Source organism: Oxobacter pfennigii (assembly GCF_001317355.1).
Classification (GTDB): domain Bacteria; phylum Bacillota; class Clostridia; order Clostridiales; family Oxobacteraceae; genus Oxobacter; species Oxobacter pfennigii.
Genome location: NZ_LKET01000033.1, coordinates 1 through 25,212, shown reverse-complemented (window position 1 = coordinate 25,212; position 25,212 = coordinate 1). Strand labels below are relative to the sequence as shown.

Below are 25,212 nucleotides of genomic sequence, written 5' to 3'. Positions count from 1 at the left end.
ATCACATCGCACTCCTTAATAAGGTACCGGTGCTCCGGTATGTCTTTTTCAAATTATCCTCATGGAAAACCTCTCCAACCGGACCGCTGGCTACTACCCGCAGGTTGATAAGGGTCACCCAATCGAAATAATCCGCTACCGTCTGCAGGTCGTGGTGTACTACAACAACGGTTTTTCCTTGCTCCTTAAGCTCCTTTAGAAGCAGGACGATGGCTTTTTCGGTCTGAGCATCCACGCCTTTAAAGGGCTCATCCATGAAGTAAACCTCAGCTTGCTGTACCAGGGCACGGGCCAAAAACACCCGCTGCTGCTGGCCGCCGGAAAGCTGGCTTATCTGGCGGGAGGCGTATTCCTCCATGCCCACCTTCTGCAACGTCTTTCGCGCCAGCTCCACGTCTGCTTTGCGGGGACGCTTGATCCAGCCAAGCTTTCCGTAACAGCCCATCAGCACCACATCCAGCACCGTCGCGGGAAAATCCCAATCCACGCTGCCGCTTTGGGGAACGTAACCGATGCGGTTTTTCAGCCGGTGTATACCATCCCTTCCATTTATGAAGCGGACGGCTCCGGAAACGGGCGTCAACAGCCCAAGCATGGCTTTGATGAGAGTTGTCTTTCCCGCCCCGTTGGGTCCGACCACCGCCATAAGCTTTCCTTTTGGGATCTTCAGGTCAATATCCCATAAAACGGGTTTTGCGTCGTAAGCAACGGTAAGGTCTTCCACCTCCACCGCATAGCTTTGGGATTTTATGTCCATGTCAATCACCTCCGTCACTTCAGTGCTTCTATGATGGTGTCAATGTTTTCCCTGACAGTGAGGATATAGCTTTCAGCGCCGGAGCCTTCGCCGCCAAGGGAATCGGAATAAAGCTCTCCGCCTATGGCAACATCAAAACCCTTTGCCTTGACTGCCGCCTGAAGCGCCTCAATGGTTTTGGGCGGAACAGAGGACTCAACGAAGATGGCCTTGATCTGCCGTTCCACGATAAAGTTTGCAAGGGCGCTTACGTCGGCAGTACCTGCCTCGGCATCGGTGCTGATACCCTGGAGGCCCCGCACCTCGAAGCCATAGGCTTTACCAAAGTAATTGAAAGCGTCGTGGGCTGTGACGAGCACCCGCTGCCCCTCCGGCACTTCCGAAACTCTGCCGCGGATATATGTGTCAGTGGCATCCAGTTCCTTCAGGTAATTTTTAAGATTTGCCTCATAAGCGGATTGGTGGACGGGATCGGCCTGAGACAGCTCATCCGCAACAATTCTGGCCGCGTCCTTCCACAGCGACACATCGAACCAGATATGAGGGTCATGCACTGAGCCGCCCCCCTCCCATGCGAGAAGCCTGGATTGGTCCAGCCCTTCCTCAATGCAAATCACCGCGTGCCCCTGGCCGGACAAAGATTCAAAGACCTCGCCCATCTTACCTTCCAAATGCAGTCCGTTATATACAACAACATCGGATTTCTTCATCAGCGTTACGTCACCTGCGCTGGCCTGGTACAAGTGGGGGTCGATGCCGGGACCCATCAGGCCGCTCACTGAAACATGCTCCCCGCCGATGATCTTTGATAAATCCGCAAGCATGGTAGTGGTAGCCACTACATTTAGCCTATCATCCTCCGTGACAGGCCCAGGCGTTTTGCAGCCTGCCAGCACGAGCATCAAAGCCAGAACAATGCCAGCTAAGCCTTTTACTTTTTTACCCATAAGATACCTCCATAAATGGTATAAATTTTTTGGTATTATGGCCGTCATATCTAATCCACATAGATTTGACAGGCAGCCTTATAACTGATTTGAATACGTTTACCGTTTAGATCAAGAGTCAGAGGGCCTTCATAGGCGCCGAAGGAAACAACTGTCACCGCATTGCCGATTTCAATACCCAGACCCTGAAGGTAATCCAGCAATTCCTTTTCCTCGGTGACCTTTCTGATGTGTGACGTTTTGCCCTCGGAAAGGTTATCCAGTGTTTGTAAGGAGGTGCTTCCGACCTGTCCGCCGGTATGGGGGATCTCATTCCCGTGGGGACAGTAGGCAGGATAATTCAAAAATTCGTCCAGCCTTAAGGTCAGGCGTGCCGGGGTGACGTGCTCCAGAAGCTCCGCGTCCTCATGGGCCTCACTCCACGAATAACCGAGATGGCGCGTCAGGAAAACCTCCCATAAACGGTGGCCGCGCACAAGGGAAAAGGCTACCCGCAGCCCCTCCTGCGTCAAACGGGAACCTTTATACGGCTCATATTTAATCAAACCCTCGCGGTTTAGCTTTCCAAGCATCTCAGTAACTGAAGCAGGGGCGATTTTCAGAGTATCTGAAATCTGCTTATTGGAAACAAGCTCTTCTGATCCGCCCAGCTTATAAATTTCTTTTAAATAGTCCTCTTTATTCGGTGTCATATTATTCCTCCGTTTTTTAGGTATGCCTAATTTTATTTTATTGTATACCTAAATTTTGTATTTGGCAAGGAGTTTGTGTAAATACAGGGCCATAACTATGGAGCTTAGCTCCGCTCTTCTTGTTAGGGGCGGGAAATTGCGTTTCCTTTAACTAATCTATGAATCATAAGTAGAAAGCGTTACAAATATAATGTACCAACGATAAAAAATTACAAAAAGGACTGATGTTTATGAATCCGGATTCAGAATTTCGCACCTTTCGCGGATACCAACTCAAAAATCAACGGGAAGGCAAGCTGACTGCGGCATTGGAGGACTATCTCGAAATGGTGTATCGTTTATGCCTTGAAGACAATTATGCCCGTGTGGGAAAGCTTTCCGAACTGCTTCATGTTAAGCCGTCATCTACCTCAAAGATGATTTTCAGGCTTGTAGATCTTGGGTACCTGGAATACGACCGAAACGACAGCATCCTTCTCACCGATAAAGGCAAGAAAATGGGGGCTTATCTTCTGGACCGCCACGATACATTAGAGCGCTTTTTAACGATGATAGGGAATACCAGCCCGCTGGAAGAAGCCGAACTGGTTGAGCACTCGCTAAGTACCTCAACGGTATTGGAAATAAAGGGATTGATGGAGTTTTTTATGGAAAATCCCGGCATTGAAAAACAATATAAAGCCTTCAAGGAACAGCGCCAAGGAGCAATAGGCAGTAATAAGCACATATAAAAGTTCTAAAATACAGGGCTCTCTGCTTTGGGATATAAAAAGAGCGGAATCCATGATGCTTTTGGACTTAAGTCCTTTAACACATGATTCCGCCCGGTAGGTTATTGGACGCTTTATTCTTTTTCTGCCATGACGCTTGCTATAAAAGACGTTAAAGGAATTGTGAGTATTAATCCTATGCTGCCGCAAAGTGAACGTATTATCTCAGCAGACACTATTTCCATACTGATAATCTGATTAACAGGAGTGGTGGATTTATAAAAGAGAAGGAGCAGTGGGATAGAGCTTCCTGCATAGGCCAGTACAAGAGTATTTACCATAGTTGCAATTATATCCTTGCCCACAATCAATCCTGATCTCATGAGCTTGAAAAAGCCAATGCATGGAGAGGTGTTTTTAAGTTCAAAGATAAATGAAGTAATAGACATGCCTACGTCCATAACTACACCTATGGTGCCAATCAGGACGCCGCTGAAATATAGGCCGCGATAGTCCATGGTAATACCCATCTGGGTGACCAGCAATGTCGTATCCTCGTCTGCAAGGCCGGTAATAACGCAAAGGTCTGTAAATATGAGTGCAAGTATGCCTGCAATAATAGTACCGCCGGCTGTTCCCAGTATTGAAGCAAAGCTTTTTTTGGAGAAACCGGATACAAATATAAAACTTATAAGTATAATCAAAATACTGCATGCTACGGATACAATAACAGGGTTTTCCCCTTTTAATATCATAGGAATCATAAATTTCAGTATTATGAAGCCGGAAATTCCAAGGGCGGTAACTGAGAAAATCCCTGTAAATCTGCCAAAGATTGTTACAGCAATTATAAAAATTATTGCAAGGGTTTTAAGGTGATCCTCTCTGGATATATTCATTATATTTGCTTGCAGCTTATCGTCATTTGTGTTGACACTTATGAATACATTCATGCCTTTCCTTAATTCAAAATTTGATTCCGAATACTCCACAGGGATATATTTAATGTCAATCTCTTCATTGATATATATACCTTCGAGTACCCTCACTTTTACCAGCTGCTCCTTCATCTGGCCTGATACTGTTTCTTTTAAGCTGATGATCTGAGCCTTTACCAGGGATGTTTCGCCTGCGGCAAATGCAGATGTTCCCAAGAAAATCAGTATGAATGTTATTAAAAAAATTTTCTTCATATCCTTCTCCCCGTTTCATATATTTTATATTATGAATTTGGTATGTATGCCGCTTCCGGGCCGCTCAAAAAAACTGAGAAATAAGAAGGACAGCATGCAATGATGTCATCATGCATGCTGTCCTTCTATCCGTCCGTAACTTTGAACGGCCGCCCATAGAAGTTAGGCGGAAGCTTCTATTCATAATTTAATATGGGTAGACATAACCCTCCACCGCCTCCGCGGGAGTAATCTTTGTGACATTTATCTGCGGGTCATCATATTTCTGGCCATCAAATTCATATTGTCCTATAAAAAGAGTCCCTTCAACCGTTATCCATGAATCTTTTTTCAGCTCGGAAGCTTTGTCATATTTGCATAACAGGCCGGCAGGCGCTAAATCCGCAACACAGCAGGACATTGTCAGGCGGGCGGGTACAAACTCATCATCATTAAGTATATTAGGATCTTTGAATACGAACCCCGTCATTACAACCGTATACCCTTCGTATCTCTCCATATTAATATATATTTCGGAAAGCCACACGCCGAAATCATCATTTGATACAGTGATTTTCCTATTCTCCGCATCCAATCCGGGTAAATCGGCTGAATATACTTCATCCGGCACACCGGCTTGCGTATCGGGAATGGCAGCGCCTGCGGAGCCTGTGTCTTCCGATGGCATATCAATTCCGCCAATAGAAGATGGAGCATCCGGGCTGCTTCCGGCAGGATCCTCAGCCGGGATGACCGCCGTGGCGCCCAAGCTTAAGTTACCTGATGGGGCCTGATTTTGAGGCAGAACTTTTGAGCTCTGTCCGGCCCGGTTGGAAAATGTATTTCCTCCGGTATAACTTCCTGAAAGCTCGGAACTGCTCAGAGGACTGTGTGGAAGCAGCAGCAGCAAAATTGGAACGGCAAGTACAAAGCAATGTGTGGAACGCACTATATGCTGCGGGCGGAATAGTCTGAATAAGCCCACGCAAGCCCATATCAGCATTACTATTGCTGTAAAGTATAAATAGGGCTCCATTCTGGGCGTAACATAGGAAAGGTATTTCCTGCTGTTAACCAAATGAAGCATCAATCCGCCGAATAGGCAGTAGCAAAGAAACTCCAGGAAAACCTGAGGATTAAAAGCTTTCGCTTGCATATCTACATCCCTCCCAAACCGGAAAGTAAAAAGACTACGGCAAAGCATACAATAAATGCCGTAAATAATAGTTTACCTATAAAGCGCTTTGAAAACCCCGAAGAGAGCATCATTACATTTTTAATATCCATCATCGGCCCGAACACAAGAAATCCCATTATTGCACCCATTGGAAATTGATTTGCAAAGCTGCGCGCGATAACGGCGTCGGACGACGAGCATAAAGAGAGGACAAAGGCCATTGCCATCATAATTATGATGGACACTGCCAGTCCAGCTCCACTTTGAGCGGCGGTAAATATACCTGTTCCCAGGACCTGAACTAGGGAAGCGATAAAGGTTCCTATCACCAGATACTTTCCTACGCTGAAGAATTCCGCCTGGGAATGGCGGATAAACAATCCGAGCTTTCCGGTAAACGTGGTGACGGACTCGGCATCCTCGTAGCAGCCGCAGCTGCACATCAGCCTGTCGAGAGCTCCTCCGGACAACACTTGGCCTTTCAGCGGCCAGAGGGCAAATATAAGCCCGATTATTACAGCGGCTATAATTCCAAAGAAAACGCGTCCCACCACAATCTTCATGTTGCCGCTAAAGGCGTAATAGGTCGATAAAATAACCACGGGATTGATAACCGGCGTAGCCGCCATAAAGGTAACGGCCACGGGGACCGGAATCCCTTTTCTCACCAGGCTCCTGAAAATTGGAATGGAAGCGCAGTCACAGACCGGAAGGCAAAAGCCGCCTATAATTGCCGCAAGCATTCCCATGCCTAGGGACTTAGGGAACCAGCGCTCTATGATGCGCTGAGGTATAAAAACCTGAATAGCGGAAGATAAAAGTACGCCCATCAGCAAAAATGGAACGGCCTGCAGGATAATCCCTAAAAATACATTGATAATTGTATTAAAGGGGATTTGGAGCGCCTCAAAGGCAGACCGTGCTGAAAAATAAAGGGCGGCGAGCATGACAACCGTCAGGAAGAAGAAGTTGACAGGATTTTCCCTTCTCCTGAAAAGCTGCTTATATAAATCTTTATAAGCCTTTATTTCATATATTTCAACGCCCGGGTTTATTCCATCAAGCAGGCGGCGAATCCTTTTATAAACAGCAGCCGAATGCACATTGCGGACCACTGCAAAATCGCTATTTGCAATCTGCTCGGGCAGGGCGCCTCCCGTCCTGCCCAGCAGATTCTCTATACTTGACCCATCTGCAATATGTATTACTTTTTGAATTTTGCACAGGTTACGAAGCCTGGGCTGTAAAAGCAAAGCTTGCAGCTGGGAGAATGGGACGACACCGTTCCATTCCACCCAGATTTCATCAAATTCGTGACGGCGCATAGCATCCACAATCTGCCCGATGACTTGCTTGGGTTGCTGATCCAGATACTTTTTAGGGAAGGAAATACTATAGCAGTTATTATACCTGCTCTGAAATTCCTCTTCGCCGGCCTCAAACTGTATAACAAGTATTCCGGTATCCTGCCAATCGCGCCTGTTCAACAAGGTATTCAGAAATGTTGTTTTTCCTGCATCAAGGAAACCGGTTACAACATAAACGGGTATCGCCATCCTGTCACTCTCCGCTAAAGAGGCTACACAGCTCCTGCCGGTTTAGATTACGGCCTATAATACAGAGCATGTCACCGCTGGCAGTGCATTCGGTTACCTTTATATCTCCGGGGAGGTATTGGAGGTTCATATATCCGACCGGGCCGCGAAGTATACCTTTTGCACGCAGAATCGTTCCTCTGGCGTTTTTCTCCATATTCGATATCCGTGCCTTTAAATCCTCGATGCTGAATACCTGATTTGTCCGTATGGTAACGGTATCAAAAATTTCTTCCGCCCCATGGTTATGGCCGCAAGAACAATTGTGGCCATGGCCATGTTTGTGCTCCCCGTGACTGTGGGCACCGTTGTGGGAGCATCCGCATTTGCATTCGTGTGCGTGTTGGTGATGCCCGGCATGAACGCCGTCATCACGGTGCGGGTGGAGTATTTCCTTTACATTTATTTGACCCCAGGGCTTTGAGAATATGGCCCCATGAGGATTTAAACCTCTGATTATTTCATAAGCAGCATTTACCCTGTCAGGAAATTCCTCGGTTCGGCTAAGCAGGATAGCATCGGCGTTTTGAATCTGATCTTCAAAAAACTCGCCGAAGTTGTCAAGATACATTTTACAGCGTTTTACATCGGCGACTGTTATTTTAGCCTTTACTTTCGCAAGGGATAGGATGCGCGGATCTAAGCAGGCCTTTATAATATCCGATAACTTGCCAACGCCGGAAGGCTCAATGATGACCTTATCCGGGTTAAACCGTTCTAAAAGTTCTTTAAGGGACTTGATAAAATCACCCGAAAGGCTGCAGCAAATACAGCCGGAATTGATTTCCTTCACTTCGATACCGCCTGATTTCAACAGGGCTGCATCAACACTGATATCACCAAAATCATTTTCAATCAGGACGATTTTCTCATTCTGAAATGCTTCTTTAAGCAGCTTTTGAATCAGCGTGGTTTTTCCTGCTCCTAAAAAACCCGATATTATAAATATTTCTGTGGACATGATATGCCTCCTTAAAAATTCAAATCATTATTCGTCCGGGTAACAATCCTTGCAGAATCCGAATACCTCCAGATTATGGCCTATAACATGGAAATCCTCGTCTTCAAGCTTTGGAATAAACTTCTCCATGGGACAATTATCCATTGCTATGATTTTGCGGCAGTTAACGCAGACAGCATAATGCTTATGCTTAAAATGATTGTTCTCATACACTGCCATTTCGCTATTCATAACATTGGTTTTAATTATGAGGCCCCTTTTTACGAAAAGCTCCAAAATCCGGTAGACAGTGGACATCCAAGCCCCATCCCCGCTTTTCTCTATTTTAGAACATATGTCCATAGCGCTTAAAGGCTTGTCGGAGTTTTCAAGTACTGAGAGCACACTTTCACGCTGCCGGGTTCTCTTTATTCCCGCAGGCCAGCCGTCCTGTTTTCCTTTCATTTTATTCACCTCATTCAGTTACTCATAAAGAGCTGTACAGCCCATGTTCCTTCGGCATAGGTTTATGTATTCTAACGGATTGCGTTCCCTATTCTTTTATATGATATGCAAATGCAATTTATTCGCATTTAAATTTATTATAAAATGCGGATAAATTGAAGTCAAGTTTTTTGAGGGTATCAGCAGGATACTGGAATATGTATCATTTGCGGATGGTGGACTGCAGCTTTTTCGCCGCCAATACCAAGACGAGTACGGCAACGGAAACCAGAGCGGTAAATCCACCGGGCGCTACATTTAGATAATACGAAATAAACAGCCCCAGCATGATATCTATAACGCTGAAGACGATTGAAAATATCAGGGTAAGCTTGAATCCCTTTCCAAGCTGCAAAGCGGTGGCAACCGGAAGGGCAATCATGGAACTGAGCACCAGCACCCCTACGATTCTGATTGATACTGAAATGGCGGAGGCCACGAGGATGGAAAAGACATAGTTTATAAGCTGTACTTTTACGCCCGCAACTTTGGCGGCCTCCTCATCATATGCGATATAAATCATCTGATGGTATAGAAGAATAAGTGTCAAAACGGAAATTGCACTGAGTATCAGAACCATAACCATATCGAATTTGGTTACGGTCAGGATGCTTCCGAACATAAAGGAATCCGCGTTTGCATGAAGCTTTCCGGAGCTGATGATGGTGATGGCGGTACCCACACTCAAGGAAAGCACAATAGTGAGGATCAAATCGGTGTACTTTTTAAAATAGTTTCGCAGAAATTCGATGAGCGCGCCACAGATGGATGTAAATACAAAAGCACCAAGTATTGGGTTCTGTTTTGACACTAGTCCGATTGTGATACCGGCCAGCGAGGCATGGGATAATGTGTCTCCAATCATGGAATAACGGCGCAGTACTAAAAATATTCCGATGCAGGGGCATAAGATCGAAATAAATACGGAAACGAATATTGCGTTTTGCATAAAACCATAGCTAAAAATTGTCATGGCTTTCCCCTCTGTTCTTTAAGAATTCGTCTGCATATTGCTGCGGGGTGCAGAGATGCCCCTGCCCGCCTGCCAGGTGGTAAATCAAGGTTGAGTTTGAAATAGCTGCATTCAGATTGTGTTCTACGGAAACTATAGTGATTCCATGTTCTTTGTTTATTTTTTTTAAAAAACTATATATCTCTTTTTGACTGCCTATATCCACTCCGGTCGAGGGTTCATCCAAAACCAGCAAATCCGGATTGCCCATGAGGGCCCGTGCAATCAATATTTTCTGACTTTGCCCCCCGGAGAGTGTACTCATTAGATAACCTTTATAGCCGGACATCCCGACCTGCTCAAGCTTTTCTGCAATCACGCTTTTGTCTTTGATCTTTAAAAGTCTCAAGTAAGAATTCAGCACCTCATATACTGTAATGGGAAAATTGGAGTTGGAGAAATCATTTTTTTGAGGGACATATCCGACTCTCTTTGCCCGTGATACGATACTTCCGCCCGTAGGCTTTACAAATTTTAATATAAGCTTCATCAGCGTACTTTTTCCGCTGCCATTTTCACCTACTACCGATAGGTATTCTCCGCTGCATATTTCTAAATTTATGCCATTCAGCACATATGGCGGCGATCCTGTATATGAAAATAATAAATTATCTGCCCTGATCAACAATAACACTCCTTTTAATACCAGCAATAAATTATATTGCAAATGCATTTCATTTGCACTTGACAGTTATTTCCTCGTACGTTATATTATAGATGTAAATAGGAAGCATTTGCAAGTAGAATTTCTGGAGGTCGATAATATGTTAAAAAAATGGGCTGCTATGCTACTCTCCCTGATTGCCGTTGTAAGCTTTTCAGCCTGCGGCAGCAATAATAACCAGGCAAATAATCCAGGGGGAAATACTGCGCCGACGAGCAGCGCTGAACCGACAAATATGCCGGAAGTAAGCAAGATCAAAGTTTCTGTCACCTTTGATGCCATGAAAGAGTTTGTTGAAGCTGTCGGAAAGGACAAGGTTGAGGTTTCAACTATTATTCCTGCCGGAACGGAAGCACACGATTTTGAACCAAAGGCCCAGGATCTTGTAAGTTTGAGTACTGCTAAGGTTTTTGTTTATAATGGGCTTGGAATGGAAGGATGGGCGGAGGAAGCGGTTTCCGCTGCCAATAATGCAAATCTGATTGTTGTGGATGCATCCAAAGGGGCTGATGTCATTACACGGGAAACAGCATCTGAAGATCATGAAGAAGAAGGGGATCATGAGGAGGACGAAGAAGATCATGATCACGGCAAGTATGATCCGCATCTGTGGCTGGGCCTGAAAGGCGCACAAGCTGAGGTTAAAAACATCAAGGATGCGCTTATCCAAGCAGATTCATCCAATAAAGATTATTACGAACAGAACTGCAATGATTTCATCTCTCAGCTTGAAAACCTTTATAATGAATACAACGAAAAATTCCAGTCTGTTGATAAAAAGAGCTTTGTAACAGGCCATGCGGCTTTCGGCTACCTTTGCCGCGACTTTGGCTTGGAACAAAACAGTGTCAGAGATATTTATGCGGAAGGCGAACCTTCGGCACAGCAGTTGGCCGAGCTTGTTGAATATTGCAGAGAGAACAATGTAGCGACCGTCTTTGCCGAAGAGATGGCAAGCCCGGCCGTTTCCCAAACGCTGGCCAACGAAGTCGGTGCAAAGGTTGAAACCATTTACACAATGGAAAATGCCGAAGATGGTATGACATATCTGGAGCGGATGCAGGATAACCTCTCCAAAATTTACGATAGCTTGACCAAGTAATGGTCGCCATTGTTTGGTAAAGGAGTTGGCTGTATGTATCAGGATAAGACCCTTGTTTGCAAGTACTGCGGTAAAGAATTTGTGTGGACGGCCGGCGAACAGGAATTCTTTGCCGGAAAAGGCTTCAAGAATGAACCCAAAAAGTGCAAGGAATGCCGGGAAGCCCATAAACGGAGCAGCGCCTCGCCCCGTCCTTCCCGCGAAATGTACGATGCAATTTGCACGGAGTGCGGCAGGCCCTGTAAGGTTCCTTTCAACCCCACAGGTGACCGTTCCGTTTATTGCGGCGAGTGCTTTTCAAGAATGAGGGCGGCTTCTGTGAAATAGTCGTTATAATCGATGTGGGCTGCTCTCGCGCAAGATTACATACTAAATAGAAATATTATAAGAATAAAAGTACCTTAAATTGATGCGGTGAGCATCAATTTAAGGTACTTTTTCATTTCTCCGGCATTTAAAGTTTTTCAGCAAACGGAGCTGATATTTTATGCTTCTTGGCTTTTCGTTTTTGTATTGGCATGTGTGAATACTATGTTTCCTGTTCGTGTTCAGGATTATATTTCTCTTCTTTCCACACGGGAGCGTAGATTTAAAGCCTGACTCTCAATATTCTTGAAATGAGAATAAAAAATACCGTAAGATTAATTTTGAATAATAGGGTATTTTAAGAATTGTGCGGATTAAGTTTTTTTGTATAAATACTATTCCAAAAAACTTTTTACTGGGGTAATGTAGATTATAAGAAAGATGTGAAAGGGCTCTATAGTTTTTTATCATTTTACTGATAAGCAGCCAGAGTTTAATCACGTTTATAATATTCCAAGAATAGGATAATATATAATACTTTTATTAGGTATAGTATATGTGTTTAATTGCTAATTCCCCTCCTCAGAAGCCAATACAATCTCCCAATAATCCTACCGATGCACAAAGGCATGAGATGGTAAAGCAATCCTTGATTAATGCGGGAAGGCCTGAAGATTATAAATATATAATGGAAAATTTAAGCCCGCCTCCTGATATAACAACCTATGCAGCACCGGGTCAATATAAAGGTATTAAAGTGGCAGTTGTAGGCGCTGGCATTGCAGGGCTATCTGCAGCCTTTGAGCTTAGAAAGCTCGGTTTTGACATAACTATATTTGAAGCAGAGGAAGAAAGAATTGGGGGAAGGATATATACGCATTATTTTGACAAGGATAAAAGACTCTACGGCGAACTTGGGGCAGGGCGTATTCCGGCATCCCATGGGACAGCATGGCATTATGTCAATCTGTTTAACTTAAATACCACTAGGATTGGTTACGGTAAAGACGACACTTTTGTATTTATTAGAAATACAAGGGCAAGGTATAATGCAAAAGACATAATGGAACAGATTTATCCTATGTTTAACCTTACTCCAGCAGAAAGGAATACTCCATGGCCTGAATTATATGACCGTGTAATACTTTCCGCATTAAAAAGTTTGAGTCCGGAGTTGAGAGCAGAATTTATAAGAATAAGTCCGAATCTACCTCCGACCTTTGCTACTGCTGTCACCATAACTGTACGTCAGGGATTGAAAAAATACGGCTTAAGCGACTCTGCCATCAGCCTCATTACAAGTCTTAGCCCAACAGTAAATGCATTTATAGAAGGGAGCTTCTATACGGAGCTCATAACAGACTATGCTGTATCCACTAACAATACTTATAGAATAGACGGCGGCATGGCAAACCTTCCCCTGGCCTTCTACAGGTCGCTGACCTCGGATAATCCTCAGGAATACAACCTTCCAAGCAGTGCCCTTGGAAAAGCGGCCTTTAAGAGGGGAAGCCTTATCGAAGGGTGTTACAAGTCCGATAAGGATGGAAAGGTGATATTAAGTTATTATAATAAGCTGAACGCCGAGAGCGCTTATGAATCATTTGACTATGTATTTTTCACTGTTCCTCTGACATCCCTGAGGAAAATATACTTCAAACCTGCATTTTCAAATTTGAAGACGGAAGCCATACGGGAAGTCAGTTATGTGGATGCTCAAAAAGTGCTTTTCCTATGCAGCGAGCGTTTTTGGCAAAGACAAGGGATAACGGGAGGAGTCTCAAATACCGATTTGATTATCCAGTCAATTATGTATCCATCAGACAGCTCATATTGCCAGCAAAACACAACTGATACAGCTGATTGCAGTCCCAATGTACCGGGTGTGCTTGTAGCATCTTATACCATGGGTAATGATGCGCAGAGGCTGGGTAGCAGTAAGCCTTTTCTCTTTAGGCTCACAAAAAGGCAGGTTGAGATAGTCCACGGTTTGCCTAAAAATTATCTTGAAAATGTAGTAACTGATTATAAGGCTGTCCATTGGAATGATAATCCTTATATTTCCGGAGCATTTGTCAATTTTCAACCCGGCCAAGGGAATCGCTTTTCCTGGGAGTTATCAAAGCCCGAATATGAAAACAGGGTATATTTTTCAGGAGAAGCTATCTCTCCGCCTAATGGTTGGATTCAGGCTGCACTACAATCCTCAATGATTTCAGCCAATGCACTGGCATATTATTTGAAGACATATGGACATAAAAAGTAAAAAACAACCTTTATTGGTGAACGGATTGATTTGTCAGTCCGTTTTTAATAATGCACACAATTTTACGAAGTTGGCTTTACTCATTGATTATTATAGCATAACTTCCATACATACCCATAACTTTGTATGAGAGGTTAAAATATTGCTTTTCAAAATACCGTATTATTCAATTACCAGGGTTCATTTTATTCGTACATTATGTCTGGTTAACTAATTCTCATTTTTTACAAATTGTTCATTAAAATAAAATCTTCTGTATTCATCTCTTTATCAGTATATATGCAAAAACCTCTGCTTGAATGTATGCAAGCAAAGGTTTTCTTATATATCAGAAAACCCCACGTTAGACGTGGGGTTCAGGAGAGCTTACAGCGATGAGGAAGACATAAAAACTCCTTTTGATATAATAAAGTTGCGGTCTGCCAACTGCAACAAGTATATCAAAAGGAGGTCATTCTAGGTGAACGACACACACAGTTTATCACATACAAAATGGAACTGCAAATATCATATAGTATTCGCACCAAAGTATAGAAGAAAAGTATTTTATGAAGAAAAAAGATTAGAAGTAGGAGGCATACTAAGAGAACTGTGTAAATGGAAAGGCGTAAATATTATTGAAGCAGAAGTATGTCCAGATCATATACATATGTTATTAGAGATACCGCCAAAGATGAGTGTATCGAGTTTTATGGGATTTCTAAAAGGGAAGAGTAGTTTGATGATTTATGAGAAATGGAGTAGTCTGAAATATAAGTATCGAAACAGAGAATTTTGGTGCAGAGGCTATTATGTTGATACTGCTGGCAAGGATGCGAAGAAAATAAAAGAATATATACAAAAACAATTAAAAGAGGATCAATTAGGAGAGCAAATTACAATGGATGAACAGGACCCGTTTACGGGTAGCAAGTAACAAGCTCATCGCATGTGGCAGATCGTGCTAACGCCGTTTAGGCGTGGCTAGTAATAAAGGGCTATGCCCGCTAATGAAAAACCCCCGGCTATGCCGGGGGATATTTATTAATTTACACTGTTCCTATTCTGCTTATTTCACTATTATTACATTTCCTTCTTTTCTGGGGGCGGCTTTGGGTAGATCGCCGTCGGGATAGCCCAGTATGCAGGAGCCTACGCCGATGTATTCGCCTTCTACTCCCAGTTCTTTTAACAGGGCGATTCCTGCTTCCGATTCAAACATCTGTTTTGTGCGGTGAATCCAGCAGGAACCTAAGCCCAGAGAGTATGCGGCGTTTAGCATATTGCCTATAACAATTGATGCGTCTTCCACAGGAGTTACGCTGGTTTTATCAGCAAGAACCAAAACTATTGTCGGCGCGCCGTAATATGGGTCGATGCCGGTCTTGCCCATTACTGCTGCGTTTAGGTCAACTACTCTTTGGCGCATTTCGGGGTTTTGAACTACTATGTAAAGTACCGGCTGCCTGTTGCCGCCGCTGGGTGAAAATTTAGCAGCTTCTAAAATGGTGTTTAAATCTTCGTCCTTTATCTGTTCCGGTTTGTACTTCTTTACGCTTCTTCTGTTTAAAAGAGTTTTGATAGTTTCATTCATACTGGTTCTACCTCCCGTATAATTGTTATTTTTCTTTTGATAATTTAAGCTTTACTTAAATTATCCATTTCCTATTGCTTTAATTTTACTCCTACATTTACCAAATTTCAAAATAAATAAATTTATAACAACCTGAATGTAACCTGAATGTTCAGGCAGGTTACTGCTTTCAATTATGTTTTTAAGCTTCATTATTTCGTAGGCTAAAAGTATTACGCGCTCTTTGTGGCAGTCCTATAATTTTTACAGGTTGTCTGTTTACTTTGGTAAACATTATATCAAAAATATTTTCCATTTTAAACCATTTGGAAGAATTTTATTAATTCTGGAAAATATTATATATTTAGGGTTCCAAATTCTTGCAAAACCTTATCACTGATTTTATAATTAAAATAGCCAAAATTTGGAGGGTAATTGTTTATGGATTCCATAGTATTCGGAAAATTTTTAAGAGGACTAAGGGAATCAAAGGATATATCCATCAGACAGCTGTCAATGCAGTCGGGAGTATCAAGTTCCTACATATCACTTTTGGAAAACGGCAAGAGAAGCATACCGAAGCCGGATATATTAGAAAAGCTGGCTCCCTGTCTAAGTATAGATTATGAAGATTTTATGGAAAAGGCCGGTTATATCGATGAAAAAAAAGGGGAACCATTGGTTTTGTCCCATTTTAAGATACATATGGACAAGGAAGATATCGAAATCTCTTTAATAGACATAATGAACTACATAGAAAAGAACCAGAACCTTACCATAGGTGGCCATAAATTAAGCGAGGAGAGCCGCCGTCTTTTGATGCAGGCCATTGAAATAGGCCTTAAAAATGCAAAGGAAATAGCAGCAAGAAGGTATAAAACCAACCGGAATAAAAGAAAGGTGAAACCATAAAGCCTTGAAATTCCAGGGAACTGCCGGATAATTGACATATATCGTATATGGATTGTTATCTTAAACATCCCGCCGGCTGATGACGATTTGTTCAATTTAAACGCTTAAGCTTCACAAGGTATCTGTGAGGGACTCTTAGTCCCTCTTTTTTCATGGAGACAGTTTTAGTTCATCAAATTATTAGGTTTTTACTTAAAAATAAGGATATTTTGCAAATATATGTAAATCATGATAGAATATTTTTACACTGCAATTTACTTGCTTAGTTACAGCACATTTCTATGTCCGTTATTACCTTAATCATATCGGCGGAGGGACATCTCATGTTGCAAAAGTTGAAGGGATTTATTAAAGCATTTTTTGGAATAGGCGGTGATAAAACCTATAATTTCATCCCCTTAAGGATAAGTCTTTTATATTTTATGCTAAGTTTCCTTTGGATATTTTTATCCGACAATTTAGTGAGCAGCTTCGTAACCGACAAGGATGCGCTGACTGCCGCCAGCACCTATAAGGGCTGGTTTTATGTCGCTGTTATTGCCGTTGTTTTGTATGTTTTATTAAGCCGTGCTTTTAAAAGGGTTACAAAGACCGAGAAAGAATTAACGGAAGCAAAAGAGCAGGCCGATGCTGCGAACAAATCAAAGAGCATGTTCTTAGCCAATATGAGCCATGAGATAAGGACACCCTTAAACGGTATGCTGGGTATGATTCAATTGGCCCAATTGGCCAAAACCAATGAGGACAGGGAGGAATGCCTGGATCTTGCAAAGAAATCCGCCGATTCCATGCTCAGGGTTATAAACGACATATTGGATTACTCAAGGATTGAGGCAGGCAAAGTTATCATAGAAAAATCAAAATTCAGCGTGGAAGATGTAGTAAATGAGGTTGTATCGCTTTTCAGCGTAGCTGCCCTGCAAAAGGGTTTAAAGATAGAAACTAAAATGGATTTTGAGGCGCCTGGCTATGCAGTAGGTGATAATGTCAGGCTAAGGCAGGTATTGTCAAATCTGGTGGGCAATGCGGTTAAATTTACCGACAAAGGATCAATAACGGTTATTGTCGAGACGGTAAGCCGTTCTTCAAGGAATACCCTCCTTAAGTTTATCGTCAAGGATACGGGTATTGGAATTTCCCAGGATAATATAAAGAATTTATTTAGGAGCTTCAGCCAGGTGGAGGAGTCTTACACCAGAAGATACGGCGGCACCGGATTGGGACTTGCCATTTCAAAGGGATTGGTGGAGACCATGGGAGGAACCATTGGAGTCGAAAGCGTAGAAGGCGTGGGAAGCCGGTTTTACTTCACGCTGCCTTTTGATAATGTAGAGCAATCAAAGTTTGCAGAAGACGGAAACTTTGATGATGATTTTGCATCCGGATATAAAGGGTTAAAAAATTTGCGGGTGCTTGTTGCTGAGGATGACAGGATAAACCAGTTTGTGCTGCAGCAGTTTTTAAATAAGATAGGCATTAAGCCCCTTCTGGCGGAAGACGGCCAGGAAGCCGTTGAAATCTATAAATCAAATGAATTTGACATCATCTTTATGGATGTGCAGATGCCAAAAATGGACGGCATCACCGCTGCCAAAACCATCCGCTCCCTGGAGGGGGACAGTTCAGTCACAGCTGTCTTTTCCTCCAGGCCGGGTGTCAGCGCGGGCTCTAAGAGGCAGGTGCCGATCATCGCACTTACAGCTTATGCCATGGTCAGCGACCGTGATAAATGCATGGAAGCCGGTATGAACGACTTTTTATCCAAGCCCTTTGATTTAAGGATGCTGGTTGCTACCATTGAAAAATGGGCAGTGTGATTGCCTTTTTTAGAGGGAAGGGGACAGTTCACTCACACTCATTAACATTCATGAGCAGTATTGCTTAGTTTTACGCTTTATAAATTTTAAAGCCCCGGTACCTTTGTTTAAAAGGCCCGGGGCTTATTATTTAATTGCTTTGATATAATATTATATTCTGGTTTACATATTTCTCATGGTTAAATGTTTTAAACATCAGCTGCATATCCTTGCTGCTGCCTTCAAAAGTGAATGTCCTCTCAATAAGGCCGCTGTCCCCTTCAATTTCATTTGAGCTCTCAAAGAGGGTCTTTGCCTGACTGCCGTCAACCATCAGGGCAAATACAAAGTTAACATCTTTTGGGATTATAAAGGTTACGGCCGTGCTTCCCTCTTCAGTTTTTACCTCTTTTACAGTAAGCTCCTCCGACCCGGGAATCACATTTATATTCCTTGTTTGCCCATCTATGTCTATGGTCCTGTCTATCACTCCCACATCCCTCACCTTCACGAAATTCAGCGTCAGAATCCTTATATCCTTCAATGCCCCGTTAAATTCACATCTGAATTTAGCCCCATCCATTTTCCTGCTTATGCCGATTACGCCCCTTTGAAGATTTTCAGTCACAATGCTGCCGTCTTCCATATATTCCGCCGTCAGCTCCAGTTCCATATTTCTTACGGGTTTTAGGGCTTCTTCACCTGAAAAAAAGTCCGTAACATTTTTTATCCCTGAGCTTATGCTTCCCTCTATCACTACGGACATGGGAGTTGCGCTCATTGTCTCAAACTTATATTTAATTCCTTCAAACTCTATGGTCTTATTTATATCCCCTTTTACAATGCTTTTTATGGCCTTGCTCATATCAAGCCTTATATCTATATTTCCCACTTCGTTTTTTGAAATATCATCTGTCAGGGAAACCATGGAAAAGGTCAGGTTTTTGTCAAATAAATTGGGACGCTCAAACTCATGGATCCACTTGATTTCTTTTTTATCATCGCTTATGATTCCCCGGCCGACGCTCATGTCATAGCTTCCAAAGATTCCCTTTAAGGGCTGAAGACTTAATCCTTCTATGCCTTCCTCGGTTTCTCCCCTTAAGGTATACATTACAACGAGCTTGTTTTCGTCCAGCATTGCACCGTCCACAGTCACTTCCGACCCGTTTTTAAACCTGTATGACTTGTTTATTTCCTGGCCCATGCCCATCTCATTCAATTCTTTTATAGTCCCATAAATAATTTCATCATACCCCAGCACCTTCCTGCCGTAGTAAGCAAATACATCGTAATTATATACTACAAAAAAGGCCATAAGCAAAAAGACGGCGGCAAGAGCTTTATGCTTAATAAACCAGGCTATTATCCTGCCTGTCTTTGACGGGCTGTCCTCTGAATTGTCAAGGGCATTCCTCAGCCTGTCATAGAGTTCCTCCGGAACATCAATATTATCTATTTCAGCCTTCTTAATTTTAAATTCCGCCTCTATATCCCTCATCAATACTCACCCCCGAAAGATTCCTTAAGCTTTTTAAGCGCTGTGAAAAGCCTGGATTTAACCGTCCCTACCGGCACATTGCTCATCTTTGCTATACTCTCATAATCCATATCCAGAAGGTACTTAAGCTTTATAGCCTCCTGCTGGCCTTCATTAAGTATTTTTAAGCTCTTTATTATATCTATCCTGTTTTCGCTTCTCTCAAATCCCCTTTCATATACCTCTTCCTCAATTTCCTCCCGCACCGTATACCTGCTTTTATTTCTTACAATATCCTTGCAGCAATTTACCAGTATGGTCTTGCTCCAGCTGTAAAAGGCAGAGCTGTCTTTAAGCTTCTTTACATTCCGGTACAGTATTACTATCATGTCCTCCATGGCATCCATGGCATCTTCCCTGTTGCCGGTATAAACATATGCAAGCCTGTAGTACTCGCCTTTCTTATCCATAATCAGCTTTAGCAGCGCTTCCTTATCACCGTTTCGGGCATTGCCTGCCAGCAATTCAACATCCAATACTCTGCCCCCTTTTAATAATTTGTCATGGGTTTTAAAATATGTTTTGTGGTTATCACGTCTGTTAGTTAGAGTCTTTATATGATGAAAAAGTTCATATTATTTTATTAAATTTGCTTCATCAATCCAGGAAAATGTATACCCGTCGGGATTTTCCCTTTGCTTTTGCCTTACAAATGCCGGAAAGGTTTCACGTTCAGGAATTCCCACCCTTATTGTGTCATAATCTTTGGGAGCCTGCGCCCGGCTATAAGCTTTTATGGCAGCCGTTACTGCATGGATATTTTCAGAAGGGGCTGTCGCAGGAATATCCTCAAGTAAAAAAGTAACATTTTCTAAGGAAGAACAAATTTTCATCTGCTCTTTGACTTTCCATATCAGATCTTCCTGGTGCCCTTCATTTATCAGCAGAGATTCTATGCCTACAATAATGCTCTTATTTTGCTTTAATGCACAATTTTTAAAAAATTCCAGGCCGATAGCCCTTGCATCATCACCGTATGCGATGACTTCTCCCTCTATGGGAAGTTTCTTTTCCAGAAAACTTTGCAGGTCCTTTGCATACCGAATACCCCAGTATGCCTGGGAATTAATTTGTATATTTTTAAAAGAGTCACGTATCCTCTCAATATAAGGCGCTATAAATTCGTCAAATATTTGCGGTGTTATATTGGGCAATGAGCCCCAGGCATCTGCCAAACAGCAATTGGCAACCTCCGGGTTTTTTTCTATAATTATTTTTAAATATGGAATGGTTACACCGTCGGTAATAGTCTTCAGCAGTTGATGGGCAAATTTAGGCCGGGTTTTTATATCCCGTATAAGCCTTGCATAACCGCGTATACCGCAGGCCATGCTGAAAGGGGCGCATATAGCCGGCACCGGTATCAATCCGGTATACACTTCCATCAGCCTTAAGGATTCCAATACCAGAGGAATACGCCCGCATTCAGGGAAATTACCGGGAAGCTTTATTTTACATAAATCCTTTTGAGTCTTTATGAGGGGATTTCCCTGGTCAATATCCGGCATTCCGTTAGGCAGATATTTCATTGACTGTCCTATCAGTTGGGCTTCAATGTTATATACATCCATAATAATCCAGGAAGGAAAAATACTGTAGTATTCATATGCAAGAAGCTGGATTTCCGTAAGAGCTGCCGGGTCCGAATAATATCTTTTTCCGGATATGCCTGATAAAGCCAGTGCATGGTCTGTAATTTGGGCTAAAACCTTTGGCTTCTTCATTGTATTATACAATTGAGACTGCTCTTTTAGCTTTCCCCTTAAGCTTTTCATAGCATGCACCTCCATGGTATCGGACTTTATGATTTTTTTATAAGCTCACAAACTGCCTCTGACTTGCAGTGATTTTTTTCAATATTTAAAAAATTTTATTTGATAGAATATATTATATAAATCTTGCAGGATTCCTGCCTGTGTGTGTGGTATATTTATATCAGCATAAAAATGTCATGATCTCATCTTTCTGCCGGTAAAAATTAAACCAATTAATAATATTAATGGGTGAATTTATATGAATAAATCGGTAAGCGGCCAAAACAGGACAGGTACCTCCTCTTATGTTCCGGATAATTTTCCCTCTGAAAGCCTGAAAAACCTTAAGAATGCTATGGAACTCTACAGAGATTTAACGGAGGTCGATTACAGCATTTTTTTCGAACTTCCCGTTGAAGATAATGCCTATGATGATTTTTCCAATGTGAAAAACGATTTTTGCAGTTATACTTGTTTATCCAAAGAAGGCTCCAGTAAATGCAGAAATCAGATACTTAAAGCAGGCCGTCAGGCCTTGGACCTTGGACAGCCCTATGTTTTTGTCTGCTATGGGGGGCTGGTTGAATGGGCTGTGCCCATTATTCAGGGTAAAAATTATATAGGAACTGCCGCGGCCGGAAGGATCCGCATGGAAAAAGCAGATGATGAAGCCAGGGAGGAAATGGAAGAGCAGTTTAAGAGCCTCGGACTGGATGGAGATCATGGCTGGAAATTATATAAGGAGCTTCCTTACATGACCCCTCATAAAGTCAATAAGGCGTCTTCCCTGCTGTTTGCCATCATTTGCTTTCAAATGGAGTCGGACAAGGATTTGCTTGAGAACCAGAAAAAGCTCTGGGCTAAAAGAGCTTCTTTTGCAGAGACCATACTGGAGCAGAAGAGAGCCCGGGAATTGGCCCTTAAGCCTTATCTGTACATTTCCACCGATTCCGGAACCGCAGGTAACAGGCAATATTCTATATTTACGGATGATGAAGGCAGCTTGACGAAGGAATCCCAGCTCATAAAACAGGAAAAGGAGCTTATAGGCCGTATACGTTTAGGTGACCGTTCAGCTGCCAAAAAGATAATAAATGAAATACTTGGAGATATATTTTTAAATACAGGAGAGGATTTAAGCCTGACAAAGGCAAGGCTGTTAGAGCTGCTGACAAGCGTAGGCAGGGCGGCAATTCAAAGAGATGCCCCCGGCGAAGTATTATTTTCTCTTTATCAGGATGCCGTCTCCAGCCTTCAGGACGCCGGTACCTTTGAAGACATTTACCCTTTGACTGCAGATCTGTTTGACAGGCTTATGAATACCATTTACCAGTCCCGGGATAAGGATAAATATGCCCCCGTCCTAAAGGCTCTTGAATACTTAAAGCAGCATTATGCCGGGGATATAAATATAAACCATGCGGCAAATTCTGTACACTTAAGCCCCCACTACTTAAGCCGTTTATTTAAGGAAGAACTGGGTATCACCATTATCGAATATCTTACGGAAATACGCCTGGAAGCAGCTAAAGACCTCCTTGTAAATACAGGCCTGACCATAAACGAAGTAGCCGGACAGGTTGGTTACCAAGACATAACTTATTTTTCCAGACTGTTTAAAAAAAGGCAGGGAATCAGTCCCGGTGAGTACAGGCGCTGGTGGAAAACAGCAAAAAATATAAAATAACCGGAAGGTGAATTAATTTGGAAAAGACTGAAATTCTCCAGGAAGTAGCCATTCATATAGTTAACGGTGACACCCGTAAAATCAAATGGTCTGTAAACAAATGTCTCAAGGCCATGATCCCTGCAAAAACCATCATTGATGAAGGGCTTATGGCCGGTATGTCCACTGTGGGCTGCCAATTCAGGGATAATGATATTTATGTTCCGGAAGTCATCATGTCGGCTGAAGCCATGAAAATTGCCTTAAAAACATTAAAGCCCTTCATTATGGACCAATATAAAAATGATCATAAAAAGGTCCTTATCGGTACTGTTTCAGGGGACCTTCATGATTTGGGCAAAACTTTGGTAAGCATAATGCTGGAATGCTCCGGATTTATGATAGTTGATTTAGGTGTGGATATATCCGCCCAGCGCTTTGTTGAAGCCGTAAGCACAGAACAGCCGGATATACTGGCGCTGTCCTGCATGCTTACAACAACCCTTCCCGCTATGAAAGAGGCCGTACAGTCCGTCCGCCAGGAGCCCGCCGGTAAGAATCTCAATATTCTGGTGGGAGGCCTTCCCGTTACCCAGCGGTTTGCCAAAGCAATCGGGGCCGACGGCTATGGCATGAATGCCCACCTTGCCGTTGTCAAAGCCCTGGCTATGACAAACAGCTGCTGATATGCTTCTGTAAAATTAAAGCCTCCTTCTAGGGAGGCTTTAATTTTACATCTGAGCTAAAAACACCACCATGGCTGCTAAAAACTCATTTCTGGATTTGTCATCCGGCAGGAATGTCAATGTCTTTATAACCTCATTCCATCCTTCCGGCCATGTGTTTAATTTCACATCATCATTCATTTTTATCTCCTCCTATCCCCTGTAATCCCGGACAAAATCAGTAACAGCCAGTAGGTTCTCACGTTTACAGTCGTATCTGAAGGACATCATCTTATTCTGGCTGAATATATATCCTCCATCCCGGCCTAATTCATCCACAAGTTTCTTTGCATAGTCTATGCAGGTCTGTGGATCTGAATTTCCAAGCAAATCTGCCGGCATGCCGCCGGCAATGCAGATATTGGGCAGCTTTTTCCTGAATTCAAATACATCATCCAATTCCACATGTATGACCAGATGGCCTTTAGGCACCTCCTGCAAATATTCATAATACTGCAGCATTGTGTTTTCGGAAAAAATATACATGGTCTTGCCGGTCTCAACAAGCTTATCAATTATTTTTTTTAATATAGGCCAGTAAATTTCGCCGAATTGCTTTGGACTTAATATGCTGTGGGCTAAAAATGCAGACATGGCATCAAAGGCTGAAGTCTGTGATTTAGGACCGTCCAAACCGTCAATTGCAGGCTTGGTAAACATGTTATACAGCGCTTCGACTGCCTCCATAACCCTTTCTTTATTTCTTCTTATATCAATAGACAAACCCTTAATTCCCCTGTAATAGTTAAACAGCATTTCAAAGGGATGGAACAGCACTCCTCCTTGTATATTGAATATGGCAGGTGCCTCATAATCCGCCAAAAATTTCTCATTGATTTTCCTGTTATATTCGCTGAATGCCAGAAATTCCTGTGTCGTGTTTTTAAAAACTTCCAGAGCACCCTCTTCATTTAGTTTTTTATATTTTCTGGGCATGATTTTAGTCCATATAAATTTAATTGGGTCCTCTGCCAGTTCTCCGTATTCATCCGCCTCCATATACACCTGGTCATCGATGTTCATTACTTCTCTTTCATCGTCCACCATGTAATGATATCCGCCCAATGAATTTGTTACTTTCACAGGATTTCTTGTGCCTAAATCCATATACGCATCAAATCCATATCTTTCATGGAAGTCGCAAACGAGCCTGAACATTTTGTCATAGTCTAATAATGCCTCGCTCAGCTTATATTCAGAGTCTAAAATCTTCCAGGTGAAAAAGTTGGCTACCTGGGGTATCCTTGCTGTCTTTTTCATTTGTGCTGCATCGTTAAACAGCTGTATCCTTTCTTTAAGCAAACCTTGTCCATTCATTTATTTCACCCACCCCTGACATATTTTTACGCCTTCTGCGGCGTTGGTTGTAAAAGCATCGGCACCTATCTGCATACAGGCATCCTTTGTCACTGGGTTTCCGCCT

At 42.7% G+C, this 25,212-nt stretch carries 25 protein-coding genes and 1 pseudogene; 9 read left to right on the top strand and 17 right to left on the bottom strand.

All coding sequences use genetic code 11. The features are described 5' to 3' along the window. Nucleotide 1: 1 nt before the first annotated feature. Genes OXPF_RS12720 through OXPF_RS12710 form a run of 3 tightly spaced genes read right to left on the bottom strand, consistent with a single transcriptional unit; the run spans nucleotide 2 to nucleotide 2,396 of the window. On the bottom strand, nucleotides 2–757 hold the full coding sequence (locus OXPF_RS12720) for a metal ABC transporter ATP-binding protein (RefSeq protein ID WP_054875604.1): 756 nt from the start codon (nucleotides 755–757) through the stop codon (nucleotides 2–4). Between the two features lie 14 nt (nucleotides 758–771). Continuing rightward, nucleotides 772–1,704, bottom strand: a complete 933-nt coding sequence (locus tag OXPF_RS12715) for a metal ABC transporter solute-binding protein, Zn/Mn family (RefSeq protein WP_054875603.1) — start codon at nucleotides 1,702–1,704, stop codon at nucleotides 772–774. Between the two features lie 50 nt (nucleotides 1,705–1,754). Continuing rightward, nucleotides 1,755–2,396: a metal-dependent transcriptional regulator gene (locus OXPF_RS12710; protein ID WP_054875602.1), complete on the bottom strand. Its 642-nt coding sequence runs from the start codon at nucleotides 2,394–2,396 to the stop codon at nucleotides 1,755–1,757. 224 nt (nucleotides 2,397–2,620) lie between these two features. Here OXPF_RS12710 and OXPF_RS12705 point away from each other — a divergent pair, with 224 nt between their 5' ends. Next, complete coding sequence (locus OXPF_RS12705) at nucleotides 2,621–3,127, top strand: metal-dependent transcriptional regulator (protein WP_054875601.1); 507 nt, start codon at nucleotides 2,621–2,623, stop codon at nucleotides 3,125–3,127. Nucleotides 3,128–3,240: 113 nt separating this feature from the next. On the opposite strand, the gene OXPF_RS12700 is transcribed toward OXPF_RS12705, so the two are convergent. From OXPF_RS12700 to OXPF_RS12670, 7 genes are all read right to left on the bottom strand, one after another. Then, entirely contained in the window at nucleotides 3,241–4,299 is a 1,059-nt protein-coding gene (locus OXPF_RS12700; protein WP_054875600.1) for a YibE/F family protein, read from the bottom strand. A gap of 187 nt (nucleotides 4,300–4,486) precedes the next feature. Then, nucleotides 4,487–5,434: a TIGR03943 family putative permease subunit gene (locus OXPF_RS12695; protein ID WP_054875599.1), complete on the bottom strand. Its 948-nt coding sequence runs from the start codon at nucleotides 5,432–5,434 to the stop codon at nucleotides 4,487–4,489. Between the two features lie 2 nt (nucleotides 5,435–5,436). Then, entirely contained in the window at nucleotides 5,437–7,011 is a 1,575-nt protein-coding gene (locus OXPF_RS12690; RefSeq protein WP_054875598.1) for a permease, read from the bottom strand. 4 nt (nucleotides 7,012–7,015) lie between these two features. Further along, entirely contained in the window at nucleotides 7,016–8,011 is a 996-nt protein-coding gene (locus OXPF_RS12685) for a CobW family GTP-binding protein (RefSeq protein WP_054875597.1), read from the bottom strand. 27 nt (nucleotides 8,012–8,038) lie between these two features. After that, nucleotides 8,039–8,455, bottom strand: coding sequence for a Fur family transcriptional regulator (locus OXPF_RS12680; RefSeq protein ID WP_083479926.1), 417 nt, complete (start codon nucleotides 8,453–8,455; stop codon nucleotides 8,039–8,041). Between the two features lie 202 nt (nucleotides 8,456–8,657). Continuing rightward, the gene (locus OXPF_RS12675; RefSeq protein WP_054875617.1) at nucleotides 8,658–9,461 is read right to left on the bottom strand and encodes a metal ABC transporter permease; all 804 of its coding nucleotides are present in this window, start codon (nucleotides 9,459–9,461) and stop codon (nucleotides 8,658–8,660) included. Beyond that, nucleotides 9,454–10,131: a metal ABC transporter ATP-binding protein gene (locus OXPF_RS12670; protein ID WP_054875595.1), complete on the bottom strand. Its 678-nt coding sequence runs from the start codon at nucleotides 10,129–10,131 to the stop codon at nucleotides 9,454–9,456. Before OXPF_RS12670 ends, OXPF_RS12675 begins: the two co-directional genes overlap by 8 nt. 139 nt (nucleotides 10,132–10,270) lie before the next feature. Here OXPF_RS12670 and OXPF_RS12665 point away from each other — a divergent pair, with 139 nt between their 5' ends. The 4 genes from OXPF_RS12665 to tnpA all read left to right on the top strand — a co-directional run bounded on the left by OXPF_RS12665 (nucleotide 10,271) and on the right by tnpA (nucleotide 14,760). Beyond that, nucleotides 10,271–11,272: a metal ABC transporter substrate-binding protein gene (locus OXPF_RS12665; RefSeq protein ID WP_054875594.1), complete on the top strand. Its 1,002-nt coding sequence runs from the start codon at nucleotides 10,271–10,273 to the stop codon at nucleotides 11,270–11,272. 33 nt (nucleotides 11,273–11,305) lie between these two features. Then, nucleotides 11,306–11,599, top strand: a complete 294-nt coding sequence (locus OXPF_RS12660) for a zinc-ribbon domain containing protein (RefSeq protein WP_054875593.1) — start codon at nucleotides 11,306–11,308, stop codon at nucleotides 11,597–11,599. Nucleotides 11,600–12,134: 535 nt separating this feature from the next. After that, nucleotides 12,135–13,844 (top strand): flavin monoamine oxidase family protein, encoded by a 1,710-nt coding sequence (locus OXPF_RS12655; protein WP_054875592.1) that lies wholly within the window; start codon nucleotides 12,135–12,137, stop codon nucleotides 13,842–13,844. 460 nt (nucleotides 13,845–14,304) lie between these two features. Next, nucleotides 14,305–14,760, top strand: a complete 456-nt coding sequence (gene tnpA, locus OXPF_RS12650; RefSeq protein ID WP_054875591.1) for an IS200/IS605 family transposase — start codon at nucleotides 14,305–14,307, stop codon at nucleotides 14,758–14,760. Between the two features lie 132 nt (nucleotides 14,761–14,892). On the opposite strand, the gene OXPF_RS12645 is transcribed toward tnpA, so the two are convergent. After that, nucleotides 14,893–15,417: a nitroreductase family protein gene (locus OXPF_RS12645; protein WP_054875590.1), complete on the bottom strand. Its 525-nt coding sequence runs from the start codon at nucleotides 15,415–15,417 to the stop codon at nucleotides 14,893–14,895. A gap of 420 nt (nucleotides 15,418–15,837) precedes the next feature. Here OXPF_RS12645 and OXPF_RS12640 point away from each other — a divergent pair, with 420 nt between their 5' ends. After that, nucleotides 15,838–16,308 carry a helix-turn-helix domain-containing protein gene (locus OXPF_RS12640; RefSeq protein WP_054875589.1) on the top strand — a complete coding sequence of 157 codons (471 nt, stop codon included), beginning with the start codon at nucleotides 15,838–15,840 and terminating at the stop codon, nucleotides 16,306–16,308. Between the two features lie 323 nt (nucleotides 16,309–16,631). Beyond that, the gene (locus tag OXPF_RS12635) at nucleotides 16,632–18,125 is read left to right on the top strand and encodes an ATP-binding protein (protein ID WP_054875588.1); all 1,494 of its coding nucleotides are present in this window, start codon (nucleotides 16,632–16,634) and stop codon (nucleotides 18,123–18,125) included. A gap of 130 nt (nucleotides 18,126–18,255) precedes the next feature. On the opposite strand, the gene OXPF_RS12630 is transcribed toward OXPF_RS12635, so the two are convergent. The 3 genes from OXPF_RS12630 to OXPF_RS12620 form a co-directional block, all read right to left on the bottom strand. Next, nucleotides 18,256–19,605, bottom strand: coding sequence for a DUF4179 domain-containing protein (locus OXPF_RS12630; RefSeq protein ID WP_054875587.1), 1,350 nt, complete (start codon nucleotides 19,603–19,605; stop codon nucleotides 18,256–18,258). Beyond that, on the bottom strand, nucleotides 19,605–20,120 hold the full coding sequence (locus OXPF_RS12625) for an RNA polymerase sigma factor (protein WP_054875586.1): 516 nt from the start codon (nucleotides 20,118–20,120) through the stop codon (nucleotides 19,605–19,607). Before OXPF_RS12625 ends, OXPF_RS12630 begins: the two co-directional genes overlap by 1 nt. A 99-nt stretch (nucleotides 20,121–20,219) precedes the next feature. Beyond that, on the bottom strand, nucleotides 20,220–21,419 hold the full coding sequence (locus tag OXPF_RS12620; RefSeq protein WP_054875585.1) for a uroporphyrinogen decarboxylase family protein: 1,200 nt from the start codon (nucleotides 21,417–21,419) through the stop codon (nucleotides 20,220–20,222). 238 nt (nucleotides 21,420–21,657) lie between these two features. On the opposite strand from OXPF_RS12620, the gene OXPF_RS12615 reads away from it, so the two are divergent. Together OXPF_RS12615 and OXPF_RS12610 are read left to right on the top strand one after the other, a co-directional pair. Beyond that, nucleotides 21,658–23,085 (top strand): helix-turn-helix domain-containing protein, encoded by a 1,428-nt coding sequence (locus tag OXPF_RS12615; protein ID WP_054875584.1) that lies wholly within the window; start codon nucleotides 21,658–21,660, stop codon nucleotides 23,083–23,085. Between the two features lie 17 nt (nucleotides 23,086–23,102). Beyond that, complete coding sequence (locus OXPF_RS12610) at nucleotides 23,103–23,750, top strand: cobalamin B12-binding domain-containing protein (protein ID WP_054875583.1); 648 nt, start codon at nucleotides 23,103–23,105, stop codon at nucleotides 23,748–23,750. 45 nt (nucleotides 23,751–23,795) lie between these two features. Here OXPF_RS12610 and OXPF_RS23400 read toward each other — a convergent pair whose 3' ends face one another. From OXPF_RS23400 to OXPF_RS23135, 3 genes and pseudogenes are all read right to left on the bottom strand, one after another. Beyond that, the gene (locus OXPF_RS23400) at nucleotides 23,796–23,930 is read right to left on the bottom strand and encodes a hypothetical protein (protein WP_278308399.1); all 135 of its coding nucleotides are present in this window, start codon (nucleotides 23,928–23,930) and stop codon (nucleotides 23,796–23,798) included. Nucleotides 23,931–23,942: 12 nt separating this feature from the next. Continuing rightward, entirely contained in the window at nucleotides 23,943–25,106 is a 1,164-nt protein-coding gene (locus tag OXPF_RS12605; protein ID WP_054875582.1) for a uroporphyrinogen decarboxylase family protein, read from the bottom strand. After that, nucleotides 25,107–25,212: pseudogene (locus OXPF_RS23135) on the bottom strand (cobalamin B12-binding domain-containing protein); the annotation flags it as partial.